This window comes from Arthrobacter nitrophenolicus, assembly GCF_000332815.1.
Taxonomy (GTDB): Bacteria; Actinomycetota; Actinomycetes; order Actinomycetales; family Micrococcaceae; genus Arthrobacter; species Arthrobacter nitrophenolicus.
On sequence record NZ_AOFD01000006.1, the window covers coordinates 1 to 19,403 of the forward strand.

The 19,403-nt window shown below is 67.6% G+C and carries 24 protein-coding genes and 1 pseudogene; 11 read left to right on the forward strand and 14 right to left on the reverse strand.

All coding sequences use genetic code 11. The features are described from left to right. From G205_RS03140 to G205_RS03160, 5 genes are all read right to left on the reverse strand, one after another. Positions 1-601: DUF222 domain-containing protein (locus G205_RS03140; protein WP_235046758.1), on the reverse strand; the 601-nt coding region annotated here is incomplete at its 3' end. 138 nt (positions 602-739) lie between these two features. Continuing rightward, the gene (locus G205_RS03145; protein ID WP_009356696.1) at positions 740-1,942 is read right to left on the reverse strand and encodes an N-acetylglucosamine-6-phosphate deacetylase; all 1,203 of its coding nucleotides are present in this window, start codon (positions 1,940-1,942) and stop codon (positions 740-742) included. Further along, positions 1,939-2,736 carry a copper homeostasis protein CutC gene (locus G205_RS03150; protein ID WP_009356697.1) on the reverse strand — a complete coding sequence of 266 codons (798 nt, stop codon included), beginning with the start codon at positions 2,734-2,736 and terminating at the stop codon, positions 1,939-1,941. The genes G205_RS03145 and G205_RS03150 overlap by 4 nt, the downstream gene beginning before the upstream one ends. After that, the gene (nagB, locus tag G205_RS03155; protein ID WP_009356698.1) at positions 2,721-3,500 is read right to left on the reverse strand and encodes a glucosamine-6-phosphate deaminase; all 780 of its coding nucleotides are present in this window, start codon (positions 3,498-3,500) and stop codon (positions 2,721-2,723) included. Before nagB ends, G205_RS03150 begins: the two co-directional genes overlap by 16 nt. A 43-nt stretch (positions 3,501-3,543) precedes the next feature. Further along, complete coding sequence (locus G205_RS03160; protein WP_009356699.1) at positions 3,544-4,794, reverse strand: PTS transporter subunit EIIC; 1,251 nt, start codon at positions 4,792-4,794, stop codon at positions 3,544-3,546. 232 nt (positions 4,795-5,026) lie between these two features. On the opposite strand from G205_RS03160, the gene G205_RS03165 reads away from it, so the two are divergent. Together G205_RS03165 and G205_RS03170 are read left to right on the forward strand one after the other, a co-directional pair. Continuing rightward, positions 5,027-5,257, forward strand: a complete 231-nt coding sequence (locus G205_RS03165) for a PTS sugar transporter subunit IIB (RefSeq protein WP_009356700.1) — start codon at positions 5,027-5,029, stop codon at positions 5,255-5,257. Continuing rightward, positions 5,257-5,715 (forward strand): PTS sugar transporter subunit IIA, encoded by a 459-nt coding sequence (locus tag G205_RS03170; RefSeq protein WP_009356701.1) that lies wholly within the window; start codon positions 5,257-5,259, stop codon positions 5,713-5,715. Before G205_RS03165 ends, G205_RS03170 begins: the two co-directional genes overlap by 1 nt. A 12-nt stretch (positions 5,716-5,727) precedes the next feature. Here G205_RS03170 and G205_RS03175 read toward each other — a convergent pair whose 3' ends face one another. Further along, complete coding sequence (locus G205_RS03175; protein WP_009356702.1) at positions 5,728-6,477, reverse strand: GntR family transcriptional regulator; 750 nt, start codon at positions 6,475-6,477, stop codon at positions 5,728-5,730. Positions 6,478-6,633: 156 nt separating this feature from the next. Here G205_RS03175 and G205_RS03180 point away from each other — a divergent pair, with 156 nt between their 5' ends. Beyond that, a complete protein-coding gene (locus G205_RS03180; protein ID WP_235046759.1) occupies positions 6,634-7,491 on the forward strand; it encodes a hypothetical protein in 858 nt (285 codons plus the stop codon). A gap of 76 nt (positions 7,492-7,567) precedes the next feature. On the opposite strand, the gene G205_RS03185 is transcribed toward G205_RS03180, so the two are convergent. Continuing rightward, positions 7,568-8,164 carry a nucleoside/nucleotide kinase family protein gene (locus G205_RS03185; RefSeq protein WP_009356704.1) on the reverse strand — a complete coding sequence of 199 codons (597 nt, stop codon included), beginning with the start codon at positions 8,162-8,164 and terminating at the stop codon, positions 7,568-7,570. 486 nt (positions 8,165-8,650) lie between these two features. Here G205_RS03185 and G205_RS03190 point away from each other — a divergent pair. Further along, positions 8,651-9,581, forward strand: a pseudogene (locus tag G205_RS03190) (threonine/serine dehydratase). 33 nt (positions 9,582-9,614) lie between these two features. On the opposite strand, the gene G205_RS03195 reads toward G205_RS03190, so the two are convergent. Continuing rightward, positions 9,615-9,953 carry a hypothetical protein gene (locus tag G205_RS03195; protein ID WP_009356705.1) on the reverse strand — a complete coding sequence of 113 codons (339 nt, stop codon included), beginning with the start codon at positions 9,951-9,953 and terminating at the stop codon, positions 9,615-9,617. 150 nt (positions 9,954-10,103) lie between these two features. Between G205_RS03195 and G205_RS03200 the strand changes: the two genes are divergently transcribed. After that, on the forward strand, positions 10,104-11,027 hold the full coding sequence (locus G205_RS03200) for an SMP-30/gluconolactonase/LRE family protein (RefSeq protein WP_035751915.1): 924 nt from the start codon (positions 10,104-10,106) through the stop codon (positions 11,025-11,027). A 9-nt stretch (positions 11,028-11,036) separates the two neighbouring features. Here G205_RS03200 and G205_RS03205 read toward each other — a convergent pair whose 3' ends face one another. The 3 genes from G205_RS03205 to hisC all read right to left on the reverse strand — a co-directional run bounded on the left by G205_RS03205 (position 11,037) and on the right by hisC (position 13,535). Next, positions 11,037-11,678 (reverse strand): NADPH-dependent F420 reductase, encoded by a 642-nt coding sequence (locus tag G205_RS03205; protein ID WP_035751918.1) that lies wholly within the window; start codon positions 11,676-11,678, stop codon positions 11,037-11,039. A 70-nt stretch (positions 11,679-11,748) separates the two neighbouring features. After that, positions 11,749-12,429: a YitT family protein gene (locus G205_RS03210; protein ID WP_009356708.1), complete on the reverse strand. Its 681-nt coding sequence runs from the start codon at positions 12,427-12,429 to the stop codon at positions 11,749-11,751. 11 nt (positions 12,430-12,440) lie between these two features. Next, complete coding sequence (gene hisC / locus G205_RS03215) at positions 12,441-13,535, reverse strand: histidinol-phosphate transaminase (protein WP_009356709.1); 1,095 nt, start codon at positions 13,533-13,535, stop codon at positions 12,441-12,443. A 92-nt stretch (positions 13,536-13,627) separates the two neighbouring features. Between hisC and G205_RS03220 the strand changes: the two genes are divergently transcribed. After that, positions 13,628-14,110 carry an Lrp/AsnC family transcriptional regulator gene (locus G205_RS03220; RefSeq protein WP_009356710.1) on the forward strand — a complete coding sequence of 161 codons (483 nt, stop codon included), beginning with the start codon at positions 13,628-13,630 and terminating at the stop codon, positions 14,108-14,110. A 105-nt stretch (positions 14,111-14,215) separates the two neighbouring features. On the opposite strand, the gene G205_RS03225 is transcribed toward G205_RS03220, so the two are convergent. Both G205_RS03225 and G205_RS22020 read right to left on the reverse strand, forming a co-directional pair. Then, on the reverse strand, positions 14,216-15,145 hold the full coding sequence (locus tag G205_RS03225) for an SRPBCC family protein (RefSeq protein ID WP_009356711.1): 930 nt from the start codon (positions 15,143-15,145) through the stop codon (positions 14,216-14,218). A gap of 191 nt (positions 15,146-15,336) precedes the next feature. Further along, positions 15,337-15,480 (reverse strand): hypothetical protein, encoded by a 144-nt coding sequence (locus tag G205_RS22020; RefSeq protein WP_165976893.1) that lies wholly within the window; start codon positions 15,478-15,480, stop codon positions 15,337-15,339. Positions 15,481-15,747: 267 nt separating this feature from the next. On the opposite strand from G205_RS22020, the gene G205_RS03230 reads away from it, so the two are divergent. Further along, the gene (locus tag G205_RS03230; RefSeq protein WP_009356712.1) at positions 15,748-16,359 is read left to right on the forward strand and encodes an NADPH-dependent FMN reductase; all 612 of its coding nucleotides are present in this window, start codon (positions 15,748-15,750) and stop codon (positions 16,357-16,359) included. Between the two features lie 77 nt (positions 16,360-16,436). Here the strand turns inward: G205_RS03230 and G205_RS03235 are convergent, their stop codons facing one another. Then, complete coding sequence (locus G205_RS03235; protein WP_009356713.1) at positions 16,437-16,913, reverse strand: sensor histidine kinase; 477 nt, start codon at positions 16,911-16,913, stop codon at positions 16,437-16,439. 200 nt (positions 16,914-17,113) lie between these two features. On the opposite strand from G205_RS03235, the gene G205_RS03240 reads away from it, so the two are divergent. From G205_RS03240 to G205_RS03255, 4 genes are all read left to right on the forward strand, one after another. After that, positions 17,114-17,869 carry a ZIP family metal transporter gene (locus G205_RS03240; RefSeq protein ID WP_009356714.1) on the forward strand — a complete coding sequence of 252 codons (756 nt, stop codon included), beginning with the start codon at positions 17,114-17,116 and terminating at the stop codon, positions 17,867-17,869. A gap of 82 nt (positions 17,870-17,951) precedes the next feature. After that, positions 17,952-18,416 carry a pyridoxamine 5'-phosphate oxidase family protein gene (locus tag G205_RS03245; protein ID WP_009356715.1) on the forward strand — a complete coding sequence of 155 codons (465 nt, stop codon included), beginning with the start codon at positions 17,952-17,954 and terminating at the stop codon, positions 18,414-18,416. A gap of 70 nt (positions 18,417-18,486) precedes the next feature. Next, positions 18,487-18,903, forward strand: coding sequence for a YkvA family protein (locus G205_RS03250; RefSeq protein WP_009356716.1), 417 nt, complete (start codon positions 18,487-18,489; stop codon positions 18,901-18,903). 77 nt (positions 18,904-18,980) lie between these two features. Further along, the gene (locus G205_RS03255; RefSeq protein WP_009356717.1) at positions 18,981-19,181 is read left to right on the forward strand and encodes a hypothetical protein; all 201 of its coding nucleotides are present in this window, start codon (positions 18,981-18,983) and stop codon (positions 19,179-19,181) included. The last annotated feature ends 222 nt before the right edge of the window (positions 19,182-19,403 follow it).

Below are 19,403 nucleotides of genomic sequence, written 5' to 3' on the forward strand. Positions count from 1 at the left end.
CCGCGACGCCCTTGGCGTGCCGTTTCTCGATCGACTCCGGATGATGCCGCTCCCGCCAGGCCCGCACCTTCGACCTCAACCGTGAAGGCACCAGCTGCCCAGCCGGACAGCCCCGGGCCGGATTCGGCGCGTCCGGGTCCAGGAAGTGGTCCGCGAGGGCGACGGCGGCGGGATGGTCCAGGTTCTCGGTTTCGTCGGCGATGATCCTGGCGCCCTGCCAGGACAAGGACCCGGTGGACAGGGCCTCGTACACGGATGGGAGGGAACAGACCTGCCGGGCCTGGGACAGGAACGCCCCTGCTGCTCCGGAACTGATGGTCAGGATCCCAGCGATTTCTTCCACTGCCGATATTTCCGCGCACGTACGGTCGTGGGTGGAGGCGTCGGGCGGGGTCATGGCCTGCTGCAGGTCGAGGGACTGGGCGGCGTCGCGGGCCGTGAGCGCGGCGACCTGTGCCTCAAGCCGCTTTTCCAGGCCCAGCCGTTCCAACCGGACCCGGTAGAGCCGGTCCAAAAGATCAACGCCGGCGCCGCCATCAGCTCCCGCCGAAGCAGCCGCGAGCGCTTCCTCTTCAAGGAACAGCGCGTTCAGGGCAGCCATGGAGGCAAAAGCACCTTCCATCGGTGCTGCTATGACCGCGCTGTTTCCCATACCTAAATCATCGCGGGAGGGTCCGACATTTCCTGCCCTGCCCTAACGCCGGCCCCCGCATCGGTCACCCGCAGGAATGCAGCCGCACTACGCTGTGGGCGCGAGGGCAGCCACCCATTCGCCCCGGCGCAGAACGCCCGCCAGGGTGAGGCCCGGGCCGACAACGACGACGTCCGCGGGCAGGCCCGCGCGGAGGTCGCCCGCCTGCGAGGACAAGCCGAGGACTGCGGCCGGAACGGCTGTCGCCGACAGGACGGCGTCCTGCAGCGGGACACCCGCGGCAACGGTGGTCCGCACAACGTCCAGCAAGGTGGCGGTTCCGCCGGCGATGGCCCCGGTGCTGTCCACGCGCGCCACACCATGGTCGACGGTGACGGCCAGGGAACCCAGCTGGTATGCCCCGTCCTGCAGGCCGGTTGCCGCCATCGAGTCGGTGACCAGGGCGATGTTTTCCGCGCCCACCAGGTCGAACACCAGCTTGACCGTTTCCGGCGCCAGGTGCACGCCGTCGGCAATGAGTTCCACCACCGCATTGCCTGCCCGGGCAGCGCTGAGGCTGGCCGAGACCGGGCCGGGGGAGCGGTGGTGCAGGGCGGGCATCGCATTGAACAGGTGCGTGACGGTCGGCCTGAACCGGCCGGTTGGATTGGACGGAGCAGACAGTGCGGCGGCAGCGTGCTCCAGGAACCCGGCAGCGGCGGCCGTGTGTGCGGCGGTGTGCCCCAGGGACGGGATGATGCCGCGTGGTGCCAGCAGCTCCACCAGGCCGGATGCCCCGGGAAGCTCGGCCGCCAAGGTCATGGACGCCAGGGATGGCCCGGCGGCTTCAAGCAGTTCGGTCACCAGGGCCGGATCCGGTTCGAGGAGCAGCGAGGGGTCGTGGGCGCCGCACTGCCCTGCCGCCAGGAAGGGGCCTTCGAGGTGGGAGCCGGCAATGAGTCCTTCCGCTGTCAGGGTCCGCAGCACAGAGAGGTTCCGCACCAGGTTTGCTGGCGAGCCTGTCACCAGGCTGGCCAGCAGGGTGGTGGTGCCGCGGCTGTGCAGGTAGCGGGCCGCCGACCGGGCGCCGTCAGCCGAGCCGTCAGAGAAGTCGGAGCCGTTGGCGCCGTGGCAGTGCAGGTCCACCAGTCCGGGCAGCAGGATGTTGTCGGTCGCGGGCCCTGCCTTTCCGCGGTATTCGGACGCCGGCCCGGAATAAGTGACGCGGCCGGCGTCGGCCGCTATGACCCCGTCGGCAATGTCCATGCTTCCGGTGACGATCCGGCCGCGAAGGACCACTTCGTTGCTCATGCTTCCGTGCCTCCCGCAGTGGGTGTCCCCATGGATCCCCTGGCCACTGCCGCGGCCATCGCCGCAGCCAGGGCAGGGTCGGCGTTGGCCACCCGGTCCGCGCCGGAGAGTCCGCGGCGTGCCCGTGCGGAAGTATGGACCGCCCGGACGCCGCTTTCGAGCAGCGACGGTACCAGTTCCAGCGTCACTCCGCCGCCGGCCATGACCTGGACCGACGGCGCGTGGATCCGTCCCAGCTCCACCAGCCGGGCGATCATGCCAAGGCCCAGTGCGCAGTCCGGGCTGCCGCCGCTGGTCAGGACACGGTCAACCCCGGCTTTCTCCAGCCGGGCCAGGGCTTCCGCCGGGTCGAAGCCGGCCGCAAGGGCGGCGTCGAAGGCCCGGTGGAACGTCACCTCGGCGGCCGGTTTGTAGCGCCGCGCCACCTCGGTAATGCGTCCGACGGCGGAGGTGTCCGGTCCGCCGTCGGCCGCCAGGACCCCGACCACCACGCCGGCGGCGCCGGCATCCATGGCCGCCGCCACGTCGCGCTCGATCACCGCAAGCTCGCCGGCCGAGTAGGTGAAGTTGCCGGGGCGGGGCCGCACCAGGACGTGGACCGGGAGGCACACACTGCAGGCCTGCTCCACTGCGGCGATGCTCGGCGTGATGCCCTCCGTCTCGGCCAGGGCCGCGCAGAGTTCCACCCGGGCGGCGCCGGCGGCGGCAGCCAGCCGCACGCCGTCGGCGTCCTCCACAGCGAGTTCAAGTTCAGGAGCGATAACGGCCCGCTCCGTGCTCACAGTCCCTGCCATGCCGGCTTCCGTCCGAAGGTGTCCGTGTAGTACTCCCGGTGCGCCAGCCGGGAGGCCGCGGACTCATCCACCAGGACGGACACGTGCGGGTGCAGTTGCAGTGCCGACGCCGGGCAGATTGCCGCGACCGGACCTTCGACGGCGGCGGCGATGGCTTCCGCCTTCGCCTCGCCCATCGCGAGCAGCAGCAGGTGCCGGGCCTCGCGGATGGTGCCCAGGCCCTGGGTCAGGACATGGTCCGGGACGTCGTCCGCGGAGTCGAAGAAGCGGGCGTTGTCCTGCCGGGTCTGCCGGGTGAGGGTCTTGATCCGGGTCCTTGAGCCCAGCGAGGACATGGGTTCGTTGAACCCCACATGCCCGTCCGTGCCGATGCCCAGGATCTGGATGTCCACCCCGCCCGCCGCTGCTATCAGGCCCTCGTACCGGGCGGCCTCGGCCTCGGGATCCTCCGCCATCCCGTCCAGTCCGTGCACAGCGTCCGGGGCGAAGTCAACGCTGGCGGTGAACTCATCCCGGATCACCGAGTGGTAGGACTGCGGGTGGGCAGCGGGCAGCCCCACGTACTCGTCGAGGAGGAAGCCCTGCGCCTGTGCGAAACTCAGGCCGCCCGTGCGGTGCCGGGCGATGAGCTCCTGGTACGTGCCCAGCGGCGTGGAGCCGGTGGCCAGCCCCAGGACGGACGGGCCGCGGCGGACCTGTTCCTCGATGGCGTCTGCGGCCGTGCGGGCCACGTCGTCAGCGGTGGGAAGGATGATGATTTCCATGCGGGAGTGCTTTCGGGTTGGTGGACGGAGCAGGGGGGTGTGCTTACTTGGCGGCCTCGGTGTCCACCGTGACTTCGTCGTCCTCACGGCCGGGGGTGCGCAGGTTCCAGCGTTTGATGACGAACGAGAACAGGAAGTAGTAGACCACCGCGTAGCCCAGCCCGATCGGAATGAGCATCCAGCCGTTCTGCGACTTCCCGAAGTTGAGGACAAAGTCGATCAAACCCGCCGAGAACGTGAAGCCGTGATGGATGTCCAGGGCGTTGACCAGGGCCATCGACGTGCCGGTCAGCACCGCGTGGACGATGTAGAGCGGGAAGGCCACGAACATGAACGCGTACTCAAGCGGTTCGGTGATGCCCGTGAAGAATGCCGTGAGCGCGGTGGAGAGCATGATGCCGCCCACGATCTTCTTCTGCGAGGGCTTGGCGTGGCGCCACATGGCGAGGGCAGCCGCCGGCAGGCCGAACATCATGATGGGGAAGAATCCGGTCATGAAGACGCCTGCCGCGGGGTCGCCGGCGAAGAAGCGGTTGAGGTCGCCGCGGACCAGCTGCCCGGAGGCGTCCGTGAAGTCGCCGATCAGGAACCACAGGCCGGAGTTGAGGATGTGGTGCAGACCTGCGGGGAGGAGCATGCGGTTGGCGAAGCCGTAGATGCCTCCACCGAGTTCCGGGTTGCCGGCAACGGCCTGGCCGGCTGCGGAGAGGCCGGCGTTGAAGAGCGGGTAGAAGAGGGCAAGCACGACGCCGGCAACCAGGCTGGTGACGGATGTCAGGATGGGCACCAGGCGGCGGCCGCTGAAGAAGCCCAGGAAGTCGGGCAGCTTGGTGCGGTAGAACCGTTGCCACAGTCCGGCGGAGAGCAGGCCCACCACGATGCCGGCGAGGACGCCGTAGTTGATCACGGCCTGTTTGCCGGCTGGGTCCACCTGCCCGGCGAGGACCAGCGGTGACATCGCCTTGAAGACGCCGTCGATCACCATGTAGCCCACCACGGCGGCCAGGGCGGTGGAGCCGTCTGCCTTCTTGGCCCAGCCGATGGCGATGCCGACGGCGAAGATGAGCGGCAGCCAGGTGAATACCGCGTTGCCTGCGGCGGAGATGACGGCGGCGCCGCCTTCGAAGCCGGGAATGGCGCCGAGCAGGTCCGGCTGCCCGATGCGCAGCAGCAGGCCCGCCGCGGGCAGCACGGCGATGGGAAGCATGAGGCAGCGGCCCAGCCGCTGAAGGGTGGCGAAGGCGCGGTTTGGCTTCTTCTCCGGAGCCAAGGCCGTGGTCTCGGATGTTGACATGGGTACACCTCTGCGGGTTGGGGATGGGGGCTTGTGAAGTGACGGTTCCAGCCGGTACTGTCTGGTTATGACCAGTTCAGTGTGATTCATCCCACGACCGGCTGTCAAGATCGGCGGAAAACACCGTCGGGACTGTTGGTTCGAAGGAGGGGAAGCCAGAATTGGTCGCACCGGACCGCCGGTCCGGTGCTGAGGAAGTGCTCCCGTGCGGGCACCGTCAGAAAGGGCAGCAATGTCCAAAGCAGAGAAGATTATTGAAGGCCTGGGCGGAGCCGCCAACATCGTCGAGGTGGAAGCCTGCATCACCCGCCTCCGCACCGAGGTGAAGGATGGCTCGCTGGTGAACGAGGCGTCCCTGAAGGCCGCCGGGGCCCACGGCGTGCTCACCGCCGGCACCGCAGTCCAGGTGATCGTCGGCCCCGAAGCCGACTCCCTGGCCGAAGACATCGAGGACCTCCTCTAGTGGCGGAGTCCATGGTGGTCCTCGCCCCCATCAGCGGGGCAGTGGTGCAGCTGTCAGACGTTCCCGATCCCGTGTTCGCGGGGCAGATGGTGGGTTCCGGCGCGGCCGTTGAACCCCCTGCCGGTGAGGCGTTCGACGTCGTGTCCCCCCTGGCGGGAAAGGTGGTCAAGCTCCTGCCGCACGCCTTTGTGGTGGTCGGCGAATCGGGCCGCGGCGTGCTGACGCACGTGGGCATCGACACCGTGAAGCTCAAGGGCGACGGCTTCAAGCTGCTGATCGCGCAGGGCGACACCGTCGCGGCCGGTGAGCCTGTCATGCATGTGGACCCGGCCCCCGCCCTGGCGGCCGGCTACTCGATGGTGAGTCCCGTCGTCGTGCTCGACACCAAGCCGGACACGGCAACGCTGCTGGCTGACGGCACTGTGTCAGCGGGAGCCAGCCTGTTTTCGTTGGACTGACCGACGTCCGGCCTAGAGCCGGACTTCCATGTTGAGCGAGTAGCGGTCGGACCGGTACCAGGAGCGCGAGTGCTCAATCGCCAGGGCGCCCGAGTAGGAAACCCGGTCGAAGGCCAGGACCGGCGCACCCGTTCCGGTGCCGAGGAGCGCCCCCACATCGGCGGGGGCGCCCTCGGACCGGACGCTTTGGCGTGCCCGGTCGATCTGGTGGCCGAACTGGGCGGCCAGGGCCTTGTAGACCGAGCCGGTCAGGTCGATGTCCAGGAGTCCGGCGGCGTGCTCCGGGTTGTACCAGGCGTCGTCAACACTGACCGGGCGGCCGTCCGCCAGGCGGAGCCGGCGCAGGTGGATGGCCTCGGACCCCCGGGGGAGGCTCAGTGCCTCCGCTGTATCGTCGGGCGCCGCGGCTGACTCCGCCACCAGCACTACGGTGCTGGGGACGTGGCCCATGGCCTCCATTTCCTGGGTGAAGGACGCCAGGTGCAGCGTGGACTGGACGGGGGAGTCCGCCACGAACGTTCCCTTGGCCGGAACCCGGACCAAGTGCCCTTCGTTGACCAGGCGGCCTATTGCCGCGCGGACGGTGATGCGGCTGACGCCGTAGGAGTCCATGAGGGTCCGCTCGCTGGGCAGCCTGGCGCCGGGCCCCAGCTCCTCCTTGGCCAGCCGCAGGATGATCATCCGAAGCTGCTCGTGCTTGGGGACCTGGGAGTTGTTGATGGCCGCCCTCGCCGCCTCGGTGCCGGTAGTTGTGGCGGACACTGTTGCCCCTCTTGTCTGTGGAGCGGTCCGGTGCGGACCACTACCTCGGATTATTCCATATTGCCAAAGTTATCCGCCTGTTATTTCCCTCTGCCTGCTGCACCCTTTAGGGTGGAAACACTAAGCATGCTTGCTATTTTCGAAAGGGTTGTACTCATGCGAAAAGTTCCTGCGCTTGGATTGATGACCGCGGCGATGCTGGCCTTGGCCGGCTGCACCGGCGGAGGAGGCGGCACGGCCAGCCCCACTGCCACCGCGACGGCCTCGCCCTCACCTACCGAGGAAGAGAAGGTCTATACGGAGGATGAGCTGCGCGAGCTCATCTCCGGCAAGACCGACGCGGACGGCAACGAGCTGAAGCTCTACTCCAAGGAGCAGGTGGACCAGGGCGGGAACATCGCGAACCTGCTGTTGAGCACCGCGACGGTGGACCCGGAAGACTGCAAGGACATCGCCACCGCCGGCCTTCTGGACACCGTGGAGAACGGCGAGGTGGCCGTGGCGATTTCCGAAGGCAACCAGCCCCGCACCCTGTCCGCGCAGTCCAGCGGCGAAGGGGAGGACGCCGAGCAGGTCCTCACCGGCATCAAGGGCAAGATGGACCAGTGCGCCACCTTCAAGGTCGAGGCCCTGGGCCAGAGCTACGAGGTTTCCAGCGAGGAGCTGCAGGCGGAGACGGATGCCGACGAGACGTTCGCCACCCTCAGCACCCGCAGCGGGGACAATCAGCAGAAGCTGATGCAGGTTTCCGCTGCGGAGGGACGGCTGCTGGTGGTCGCCACCAAGAGCGGCGCCGAGCTGGGCGACACGGACCAGAAGGAGCTGGAGGACCTCATCAACGAGGTGCTTGAGCAGGCCGACGACGACGGCGGCGCCACTTCCAGCCCGACGTCCACCTCCACGTCCACGTCAACCGCTACGTCCACGGCCTCGCCGGATGACACGGCGTCACCGATGGCCACGGAGACCGAGGACATGGAGACGTCGACGGCCTCGCCGACAGCGTCGCGCTAGTCGCTGATCCAACCAGAAAGGGCGGGCAGGACCAGTTGGTCCTGCCCGCCCTCCTCTGCTTCTCGAGGTCCCGAACTTAGGCGCCGGCCGGCGGGGCGGGCAGCTGCTGCCCTTTCACAATGAGCTGCTCCAGCTGCCGGGCCAGTTCCGCCGGCGGCAAGGTAGCGTCCACCTTCACGAAGTCCTGATATTCCGGCAGTTGCTGGTAGGCATCCCGGAAAGCGATGAGGTCCTCCAGCGTCTCGTCATCCGTTCCCCGGGCCATGATCCGCCGGTGCGCCTCGCCGGGGTGGATATCGAAATGGACGACGGCGTCGGGCGCCGGAAGTGCCTTCAGCAGCCACGGCAGGAAGCGGCCTCGGGGCAGTCCCTTTGTGGTCCGCAATGCGAGCTGGCAGTAGAGGTGCCGGTCCATGACCACCAGTCCCTCAAAGCGGCTTGCCCGCAGGTGGGAAACCAGCACGTTCCACACCCGGAAGGTGGTTTCGAGTGCTTCGGCCAGGCGCTTGGGCAAGCGGATCCCCGTTTTTGCCGACAGGACGGACATGGTGCGCCGGCCGGCGTGGTTGTTCAGCAGCACCGCCTTGCCGCCATGGGCCGCAACGGAATTCACCAGGGCATGGGCAGCCGTGGACTTGCCGGAACCGTCGATTCCGGTAAGAACAATGATCACGTGGCCTCCTTCTGCCAAGGGTTTAACGCCCCCCGTTCCCGCGACGTCCCGGTTGCGGGTGGATTCACAGCTGGCGGGCGTTTTTCACAGGTTTCCCGGGCAAATCACAGGTTCCACCCTTCCATGCGATCAGGCCCATGAAAACGTAGGCTGGAAAGCGGCCGGGCCAGCATGGCCGGAAGCAGCGAGTTTCCCGAGGTGAAAGGCAGGACCATGACCACATCCAATGACGAGCCCCTGAACGACGCAGACCTCCGCGGCCCAGGCGACCCCGACGAAGCCAAGACCGCCCCCGGACAGGGGACGGAAGCTCCGCAAAGCGGGCAGCACCCCGAACTGCCGGGCGCATCCAACATCCGCGAGGAGCAGCAGGCCCATGCAGGTGGTACGGTCCCGGCGTCGTACGTCGCAGCGGAGAGCCGAGGCAGGAGCACAAGCCCGAGGAAGCCCTCGACGAGCCGGGAACCTGGGACGACGAAGTCTGACGTGATCACCCGTACCCACGTTGACGAGGCTGCGGACCGGACCGCCGGCCTCACCCGCCTGACACCCGTTGTGGAGGCCGACCGGGACGCGTTCCCCGGGCAGGCCTGGTTCAAATGCGAGTTCATGCAGCACACCGGGACTTTCAAGGCCAGGGGTGCGCTGAACCGGATCCTGGCCAGCAAGGAACGCGGCGAGCTCCGGCCTGATGTGGGCGTGGTGGTGGCCTCCGGCGGAAATGCGGGCCTCGCCAACGCCTACGCGGCAGCCCAGCTTGGCGTCCCCGCCACGGTGTTCGTTCCCGCCGCAGCACCCGAGGTCAAAGTCCAAAAGCTCAAGGCCATCGGCGCCACGGTGGTGCAGGGCGGCGCGGAGTATGCCGAGGCCTACCAGGCCGCGGTGGCCTACGCCCGGGAAACCGGTGCGGTGTACTGCCACGCCTACGACCAGCCAGAAATCGCGGCGGGCGCCGGAACCGTTGGCTCCGAACTGCTGGAACAGGTGCCCGGCGTCGAAACCGTCCTGGTGGCTGTCGGCGGCGGCGGACTGATGGCAGGTGTTGCGGCTGCCGTGGAAGGCCAGGCAAAAGTGGTGGCCGTGGAACCGCACGGTGCGCCCACCTTCACAGTGCCTTGCCGCGGGAGAGCCGGTGGATGTGGCAGTGTCCGGTGTCGCGGCCGATTCGCTGGGAGCCCGCCGCATCGGCGACATCGGTTTCTCCGTGGCGGTCCGCACCGGCGTCGAAAGCGTCCTGGTGTCCGACCACCACATTGTGGCGGCGCGAACCCAGCTCTGGAATACCTACCGGATGGTGGTGGAGCATGGCGCCGCGGCCGCCTATGCTGCCCTCACCAGCGGCGCCTACAGGCCGCGCCCGGACGAGCGCGTTGCCGTGATCCTCTGCGGTGCCAACACGGACCCGGCCAGCCTGTAGCCCAGGAGGCCGGGTCCGGTCCGTGGCAGCTGCCTAGCTGCAGAACTCGCTGTAGGTGCTGCCGGCTTCCTCGTAATCGGCCTGGAGCTCGGCGAGCTTGGCCTCGTCCGGCGTCTCCTTCGCCTGCTCGTCGGTGTACTCGATGATCGAAGCGAGGGCAGGCTTCAGATCGTCGGAAGCAACGGCGTGGATGGGGCGGATCTGGTTTGCCAGCCGGTTCATGCCCGTCTTGCCGGCGCTGTTGGCAGGGTTCGACACAACGGACTGGATCCGCTCGCAGGTTTCTGCGGTGGACAGTTGGTGGGAGGCGGAGCAGGCTGTAGCCGAAGCAACCAGGCCGGCGGCGAACAGGACTGTGGCGAATTTCTTCATGGATCCCTCAGTAGTCGATAGAGGTTTCGATTGTAAGCAGAATGGGGGCTCCGATGCCTTGGCGGGCCCAACTCCGGTACTTAAACTGGCTACACCATCGTGTGGAGCTGCCGCAGAGGGCCCCGCGCATTATCCAGATCAGGAAGCATTATGCGCCCAACAGTACAACGCCGTGCAGTCATCGGGTTCATCGCTTTAGTGGCCCTCATCCTTCCCACCGCCGTTCCCGCCTCCGCGGGTGAATCGCCGCGGGACAGCGTCATCGTGCTCGACGGCGCCACCTCCGCCGAGGGCATCGCGGCGGGCCGGGGGACTACCTTCTATGCGGGTGAGCTGGAATCCGGGGACATCTTCAAGGGGGATATCCGGGATTCGAAGGCCACGCGTTTCATCGATGCGCCAGCCGGCCGGCAGGCGGTGGGCATGAAGTTCGATGCCGGCACCAACCTGCTCTTCGTGGCAGGGGGCCAAACGGGCAAGGCCTTCGTCTACAACACGGGGACCAAGGAAGCCGTAGGGGAATTCACCCTGGCGCCGGGCTTCATCAATGACGTCACCCTCACCAGGGACGGGGCCTGGTTCACCAACTCCGCACGCGGAGAGCTTTACCGGCTGCAGGTCAGCCGGGAGGGGGAGCTGGAGGGCCTTGAGACGGTGCCGCTGAAGGGCCCGGCCGCCGAACTGCCCGGGCCGTTCAACCTGAACGGCATCACGTCGGTGCAGGGCGATCGGGTGCTGATCGTTGCACATTCCGCCAAGCAGGCCCTTTTCACAGTGGATCCCGACACCGGTCAGAGCGCGCTGATTGACACGGGAGCACTTCCCAATGTGGACGGCATTATTGCCCGTGGCAAGACCGTGTGGGTGGTGCAGAACTTCCTCAACCAGGTCAGCCGGGTCAAGCTCAACCACGACCTGTCCTCGGGCGAGGTCCGGGACGTCATCACGAGTGACAGCTTCCAGATTCCCACCACGGCGGCCTTGTTCGGCAACACCCTTGCAGTGGTGAACGCCAAGTTCGACGAGCCGGCAGCGGATCTGCACGAAGTGGTCCTGGTCCCCGCCCGGGAGTAGCCCCGCGGCCTAGATGGTCCGGGTTGCCAGCGCCAGGTTTTCCTTCAGCTCGGCCGCGTTCTGCCGCACGACATATGCCGGGCGGTCCCGTTCCACCCGCCAGCTGTCCTCGAGCAGCCCGATGTTGACGGTGTCGAAGCCGAACTCGTCGTACAGCCGGGTCACCAGTTCGGCGGCCTCCGGGTAGTCGCTGGCGGTTGCCAGGGCGCGGCGGTTTTCGGTACCGGACGGAGTGCCGTCGGTGGTGATCTGGGACGCCATGATGTGGTTGAAGCCCTTGGCCACCTTGGAATCGGGCAGGTGCTCCTGGAGCAGCCCGGAGGTGGTGGCCTCGCCGTTGTCGAGGGCGGGGATCCGGCCGTCCCGCTCCCAGTAGTAGTTGTTGGTGTCGATGACCACCTTGCCAGCCAGCGGTTCCACGGGGATGTCCTTGTAGTTCTTCAGCGGGACCGTGACGACGGCGAAATCGCCTGCCGCTGCTGCTTCCGCCGGCGTGGCGGCCCGGGCGTTCGGCCCGAGTTCCGCCACCAGTCCGGCCAGGGTCTCCGGCCCGCGGGAGTTGCTGATGACCACGTCGTAGCCCAACTCCACCGCCTTCCGGGCAACCTGGCTTCCAATATGTCCTGCACCGATAATTCCGATTGTTGTCATACCGGCCCCAACCACCGCCCCCGCAAAGATATTTCTGGCGGTTTCGGGGAATAAACAGCCCTCCGGGCGCCTACTTTCCGAGGTAGCGTCCGGGACGGTGGTTCAGCGCGAGGATGAGGTTCAGCAGCGTGGCGCCCACTGCGGACAGCAGCACCATCAACGGAGGCACTAGGACCAGCGCCGCCAGCACGATGGCCACGTCCAGCACCATCTGTACGTACCCGGCCCGCCATTTCAGCTTCTCCTGCAGCAGCAGCGCCAGGATGCTGAAGCCGCCCAGGCTGGATTTGTGCCGGAACAGGATGAGCAGCCCGACGCCGGCCAGCAGGTTTCCGCCGAGCACGCCGTAGACGGGGTCGATGGCCAGCGGTCCCAGCGCCCAGGGGTGCAGGCTTGCCATGGCCGAGACCAGGGCAATCGCCGCACCGGTGCGCAGCGCGAAGTTCCAGCCCTTTTTCCACACCGCCAGGCCAAAGAACGGCAGGTTTACAGCGAAGAAAATCACGCCGAACGGCAGCGGCAGGGCGTAGCTGAGCAGCAGGGCCAGGCCGGCCGTGCCGCCGGTGACAGCCTCGCTGGACTTGAGCAGGTACAGGCCCAGGGACGCGGCGAACGTCCCGGTGAGGATTCCCAGGACATCCTCAAGCAGGGAATGGCGGACGGCCGACGGCGGCGTGGCGGGCGCCGCCGTCGTCGAGCCGTGCGCTGTGGCCGGGACGGCGCAGCGGACGTCTGCGGCGGGGGTGGGCATCGTGGCGGTACTCACTGGGCGGCGAAGCGTCCGCGGTCAGCCAGGACAGCGAGGACGCGGTCGTTGGTTTCCCGGTCCGCCAAGGTAACCCGGACGCCGTCGCCCGCATAGCCCCGGGCAAGGATGTCCGCATCGGCCAGGGCAGCAAGCAGCTGTTCCCGGAGCCCGTCCGAGGCGCGGAGCCAGTAGAAATTGGCCTGGCTGTCCGGAACGTCCCAGCCGACGCTGCGAAGCGCGGCGATGACCCGGGTGCGTTCCTCTGCCACGGCGCCGGTCCGTTCACGAAGTTCATCCCCCGCGGCCATCGACGCGACGGCAGCGGCCTGGGCCATCCGGTTGACGCCGAAGGGAATGGCGGTCCGGCGGAGTCCGTCAGCCACGGACGGGCGGGCAATGGCGTAGCCGATCCGCAGGCCGGCGAGGCCATAGGCCTTGGAGAAGGTGCGCAGGATGCACAGGTTGGGGTGACGCCTATAGAACTCCAGCGAGTCCACGCCGGGGCCGCGCTGGTATTCGATGTAGGCCTCGTCCAGCACCACCAGCACCCGGGACGGAACGCTTTGCAGGAAGTCCTCCAGTGCGCCGGCGTCAATGGAGACGCCCGTCGGGTTGTTGGGGGAGCAGAGAATCACCAGGCGCGTGCGGTCCGTGATCGCGGCGGCCATGGCCGGGAGATCGTGCTGTTCATTGTCCAGCAGCGGGACCGGGACAGGCGCGGCGCCGGCCACGGTGACCAGGATGGGGTAGGCCTCGAAGGACCGCCACGCGAAGACCACCTCGTCCCCGGAATCGCACACGGCGGTGATGATCTGCTGCAGTACGCCGGAGCTGCCGGGGCCGGCGGCGATTTCCTCCGGTGACACCCCGTGGTGGCGGGCGATGGCCTCGCGGGCGTCCACCGCGCCCATGCTGGGGTACCGGTGGATCCGGCCGGCTTCGGCAGTGACAACTTCGACGACGGACGGCAGCGGAGCAAAGTGGCTTTCGTTCGAGGCCAGGGCGGCAGTCAGTTCAGACTCTGCGCTTTTACCGGCAACGTACGCGGGCAGGTTCGCGACGGCGGTGCGCAGCCCGGGTGCGGCAGTTTCGGGGAGGGTGCTGGTCATGAAAAGCATCGTGGGCCAGAAACGTACGTATGCGCAACACGGCTGCGTCCTGCAGGACAGATCCGGTCTCGACAGCAGGATGGAGTGGCAAAATGCTCAGTATGCACCTTCTTGATGCTCTTGACGCCGAGATCCTCCTCACACTCGATGCCGACCCGCAGGCGACGGTCCTGTCGCTCTCCCGGACGCTGGGGGTAGCCCGGAACACGGTCCATGCCCGGCTGCGCCGCCTGGTGAATGACGGGAGCCTGGCGCCGTTCAGCCAGCGTGTCCGGACGGCGGCGCTGGGGCTGCCACTGACAGCCTTCATCTCGATCTCCATCAGCCAGTCCTCAAGCGACGAAGCCACGGCCGCGCTTCGGACCATCCCGGAAATCATCGAAATGCACGCGACCACGGGCGATGCCGACCTGCTGGCCAAAGTGGCGGCGAAGGACCCGGCCGACCTCCACCGGGTGACCAATGCGATGCTGGCGATCGCCGGCGTCGTGCGTACCAGCACGGCCATGTCCCTGGTGGAGGTCATGCCCCCGCGGACCGTGCCGCTGCTGCAGGCGGTGGCAGGCCAGGAGTAGCCAGCACAGCACAGAAGGCACAACGGCAAAGCGCCGCCCGCCTCGGGGGAGAGGCGGGCGGCGCTTTGCTCTTGAGATGTACGACGGCGTGTGGCAGCCCTGTGGTCAGTGCTGGCCGAGGTTGCCGCCAACGGGCGGCAGGCCGCCGTCGGGACGCCGGTCATCCTCGCGGCGCTCGCCGGCGCTCAGGTTCTCCCCCTCGATGGTCTCGTCGGACTCGCCGGTGGTGTCCACCAGGCCGTTCGTCTGGTCAAAGGCGTGCCCGATCCTGTCATCACCCAAATCGGCGACGGAACCGGTGGACCCGGCGGCCGCCGTCGTGCCAGTAGTGGTGGCGTCCGTCGTGGTGGTGTCCGTCGTCAGCGGCGTGACGGTCGCCGGCTCACCCGGGGCTGCTGGAGTGACCGTTTCGTCCGCAGCTGCAGTCTCGCCCTTGTTGCCTCCGGCAGCCATGGCGGCTGCGGCGCCGGCGGCTGCGGCAACACCGAGTCCTGCGGCCACCTTGCCCGAAACGCCGGCCTTGCCGGAATCACCGCGGGAAGCGGCTGCGTCTTCCACGCCGGGCGTTCCGACCGTGGCGCCGGGGTTGACGGCACCGCGCCAGGCGCCGCTCGCGTAGCCTTCGTCCTCGATGAATTCCTTGAACCGCTGCAGGTCTGCCTCGGCCTGCCGGTCAACCACGTTGAGCTTGTCGCCCACCTTCTCGATCAGTCCCTCGGGCTCGTATTCGAGCGTCAGCCGGACGGACGTCTGCCCGCCGCCCACATCCTCGAAGTCCACAACGCCGGCGTTGGTGGCGCCTTCGGTGGCCGCCCAGGCCACCTTGCGGTCCGGGACCTGCTCCAGGATCTTCGCTTCCCACTGGCGGCGGACGCCGCCGATCTCGGCCACCCATTCCAGCCGGTCATCGGTCAGCTGCGTGACACTCTTGACCCCGCCCATGAAGTGCGGGAATTCCTCGAACTGGGTCCACTGGTTGTAGGCCGTGCTCACCGGTACGTTCACCAGAATGCGTTTTTCCACCTTCGTGCTCATAACGTCTCCTTCGCTTTGTCACCGGAACTGATGACCCGGGAAAAATCATCAGCATGCTTACCAACATACCTTTTGGGCGCGTCCGTTTCCAGAGCAAGGAAAGGGGAACGGACGACGGCGGCACCTGCGCGGGTGCCGCCGTCGGGCATGGCAAAGGCCGGCCGCGTCCGGGGCGGCCGGGTGCGGAGGCGCTACTTGGACGCCGGTGGGGCGGGTTCGTCGGCCCCTTCTGCCGGGTCCTGGGAATGCATGCGGATCTCCGTGACATCCGCGTCCGGATCGCCCTCGGCGGGTGCTTCGGTGTGGACTCGCTCGTCCAGCGGATTGTCCGTCATGGCTGGTGTGCTCCTTGGAAGGCGAAGAGGGGCGGCGGCGGGCCGGCAACGACACCGGGTTGCTACAGATCATTCAGCGCTCCCGGGAGCGGCCTGTCAAGGAGGTAGCCAGGTGGGCCCGAGGTCTGGCCGGGACGGTCCATCTGTGCTGGACTGTTGGGTGCAGTGGCACCCAACCAGCGCCGCCATTTCCGCAGGAAGCCGGGCGGCACCTTTTCGAAAGAACATGGACAGGCCGGCGCCGTCCGGCCCTCGGAAGGAACACTCATGGCACCGTTCAAGATCGGATATTTCGTGGGAAGCCTGGCAACGGCCTCCATCAACCGGACCCTTTCCAAGGCGTTGATCAAGCTCGCCCCGGAAGACCTTGAGTTCACCGAGATCCCCATCCGGGACCTCCCGCTGTACAGCTACGACTATGACGCCGACTTCCCGCCCGCGGCCCGTGCCCTCAAGGAGGCCATCGAGGCGTCGGACGGCATCCTCTTCGTTTCCCCTGAATACAACCGGTCCATCCCCGGTGCACTCAAGAACGCCATCGACTGGGGCTCCCGGCCGTGGGGCAGCAACTCCTTTGCCCGCAAGCCCACGGGCATCATCGGCGCCTCCGTGGGCAGCATCGGTACTGCCGTCATGCAGTCCTCCTTCCGCAGCGTCCTCAGCTTCCTGGACGCGCCGCAGCTGAACGCTCCCGAGGCGTACATCCATTACGACGCGGCCGTGTTCGGTGAGGACGGCGAGGTCAAGAACGAGGGCACCGCCAAGTTCCTGCGCCACTACATGGATGAGTACGCCGCGTTCGTTGCCCGCGTCCTGGCCGCCAACGCGCCGGGCCACATCGGCGACCTGGAGACTGACGACGCCAAGCTGACCCGGTAACCGCAGGACCCGGTTCCGGGCGTACGGAGGCCCGCCGTCCCAGTACGGCGGGCCTCCGAGTCTGTGTAGGCAAGGTGTCAGTCCAGCGGCAGGGTTACCGTGACTTTGGTGCCGTGGCCGGGACTGGAACTGACGTCCACACTGCCACCGGCTTCCCGGACGGCCACCGCCATGAGGCGCAGCCCATAGCCGTGGTGCCGCCCGCGTGTGGCGCGGCGGCTGTCAAAGCCGGTGCCATCGTCGGCCACTACCAGGCGGATGCCGTGGTCCACCGCGGCGAGCTGGACGGTGAGGTGGGACGCCTCGGAGTATTTGTAGGCGTTGCTGAGCGCCTCGCGGGCGGACTGGTAGAGGAGGGAGGCGCAGTCAGACGGGATCTCGATGCCCCAGTGCGGAGTATCCCAGCAGACTGCGGTCCCCCTGCGGCGGATGGGCCCGGTCAGCCGGTCGATGCAGCCGGCCAGCCCCAATGCGTGGAAATCGAGCGGCTGCCGGTCTGTCAGCACGCCTCCCACGGTGGTGACGTCGCCCTCAAAAGCTGTCGTGTTTCCCATGACTTCCTGCTCCCCACAAGCTGGTTGGTCCGATGCCTCCAGCGTGGACCCGCAACTTCAGGGGTCCGCAAGGATTGGGTCAAGATCCCATCAATTCTGCGTGCGGCAGGGGCCTCCACTAGTCTGGCTGCTCTACGGCCGCACGCTGCTGCTGCTATGGGTGGAAAGGCTTCCGCTGCGGAGCCGGAGAGTGGGTGGCAATGCCCGTATGGCTGCAGGCGCTGGTGTGGGGCACCATGGCAGGCGCAGCGCTGGTGTTGGGCGCGGCACTGTCCTGGCGGTGGTCGCTGCCGTCCAAGCTGGTGTCCTCCATCATGTCCTTCGGGGCCGGCGTGCTGATCTCGGCCCTCGCCTTTGAACTGGTGGGCGAGGCGGTGGCGGGTGGCGGTCTCTGGCCCACCGTGGCGGGCTTCCTGGCGGGATCGGTGGTCTACGTCGGGGCGAACGTGATGCTCGCCCGGGCAGGGGCGAAACACCGCAAGCGTTCCGGCCACCAGCAGCCGTCCGAGGAGGAGAACCCGGGAAGCGGTACGGCCATCGCCTTCGGCGCCCTGCTGGACGGCGTGCCGGAATCGGTGGTGCTCGGCGTGGGCATGCTCGCCGGCGGCGCGGTCAGCCCGGCCATGATGGCGGCGGTCTTCATTTCCAACGTCCCCGAGGGGCTGTCCGGGACCGCCGGCATGAAGAAGGCGGGCAGGAGTGCCCGGTACGTCTTTGGGCTGTGGGGTGGAATCGCCCTGCTCTGCGGCGTCGCCTCGCTGGTGGGTTATGCCGCGCTGGAGAATGCGCCCGGCGGGGTGGTGGCCTTCATCACCGCCGTGGCTGCCGGCGGAATCCTGGCAATGCTGGCCGACACGATGATCCCGGAGGCGTTCGAGGAGCACCACAACCTGACCGGCCTCACGGCCTCCGTGGGCTTCCTGACAGCTTTCACCGTCCACCACCTCGGGGGTTAGGCGGCCTGGCAGTGGCGCCGGCGCGGGACTGGGGGACTCAAGGCCCTACCCCCGCCCGTGCCGGACACCTAGAATCTCGCCCATGGGAACCCCTCAGCCGGGATCGGCAACCGAAGTCCTGACCGTCGAGGAATGCTGGAAGCTCCTGGGCTCCTCCTACATCGGGAGGCTGGCGGTCATCAACGGCAGCACGCCGGAGATCTTCCCGGTGAACTTCGTTCCCGCGGAGAGGGCGATTTATCTGCGGACGGCTCCCGGAACAAAACTCCGGTCGCTGCTCACGGGAAATCCGGTGGCGCTGGAAACGGATGCCCTCAACGTCTACGGCACGGAGGTGTGGAGCGTCGTCGTCAAAGGTGTGCCCTCGCCGGTGGAGGACGGCTCCATGCCCCTGGAACTGGCCGATCCGGACCGTGAACCCTGGGAGCCGAGCCTCAAGGAGCACCTGATCCGGATTGATCCCACCGAGGTCACCGGGCGCAGGTTCGCCGTCCATTCGCGGACGCGCTGGTGGCCGCCCCTGGACTTCACCTCGGACTGGGAGTGACGGCCCCCGCGGTCAAGTAGTCTCGTTCAGGTGCCGGAGGTTGCAGTCCCCGGCGCGGGAGGAGCGCAAGATGTCGTGGGAAACCGTTGCCGGAATTGTGGCCGGCGTCCTGCTGGCCTACGCCGTGCTGCTGTTCCTCCTGTGGCTGTACGCGCGGCGCCATCCTGAAACCGTGACCATGAAGGATGCCCTGCGGCTGTTGCCGGACCTGTTGCGGCTCATCCGCAGGCTCGCGGCGGACCGTACCGTCGCCGTCGGCGTCCGCATCCGGCTGGTGCTGCTGCTGGCCTACCTCCTGTCTCCCATCGACTTGGTCCCGGACTTCATTCCGGTCATCGGCTACGCAGATGACGCCGTGATAGTCGCGCTGGTCCTGCGCTCGGTCATCAAACGGGCTGGCGAAGACGCCGTCCGGCGGCACTGGCCCGGCAGTCCCGCCGGGCTGGACGTCATCCTGCAGGCGGCGCGGCCCGTCCGGCGGATGTAGGAAATTTCGGCGCCACTTCCGACGCCTTTCCAGCCGCAGGCTGTTAGCGTGGAGGCCCGGCCAATGAAGGAGGAGCGATGACAATCAACTCACCCGATTCCCTGCCCGACGACGAGACCCAGGAAGGCGCGCCAGGCGCGGAAGGCAAGGGCGCATCCAGCCAGAGCGACGGCGGGATCCCCCAGGGCGGCGACGGCGTCGGCATCGCGGCGGACGCCGAGCCCAACACCTTCGAGCCCGAGGAAGCCCCGGACTCCACGGAGGAGCCGGGCAGCTAAACCCCCGCGTGGGCGGCGCTGCTCAAAATTCCCTCAAGATTTACCAAACCGGCCCGTTTTGGAGATTTCCAAACCCTACTGGCCGGTAAATTCTTCTTGTTTCCACGTTAGTTCCCCAACTAGGAAGCATAGAAGCCCCCGCGCTGGAGCCCGACTCGCGCGGGGCTTCGCCACTCTGAAAAGGTAGCCCCGCCGCAACGGCAGCCCGCCTCCCTGCCCGGA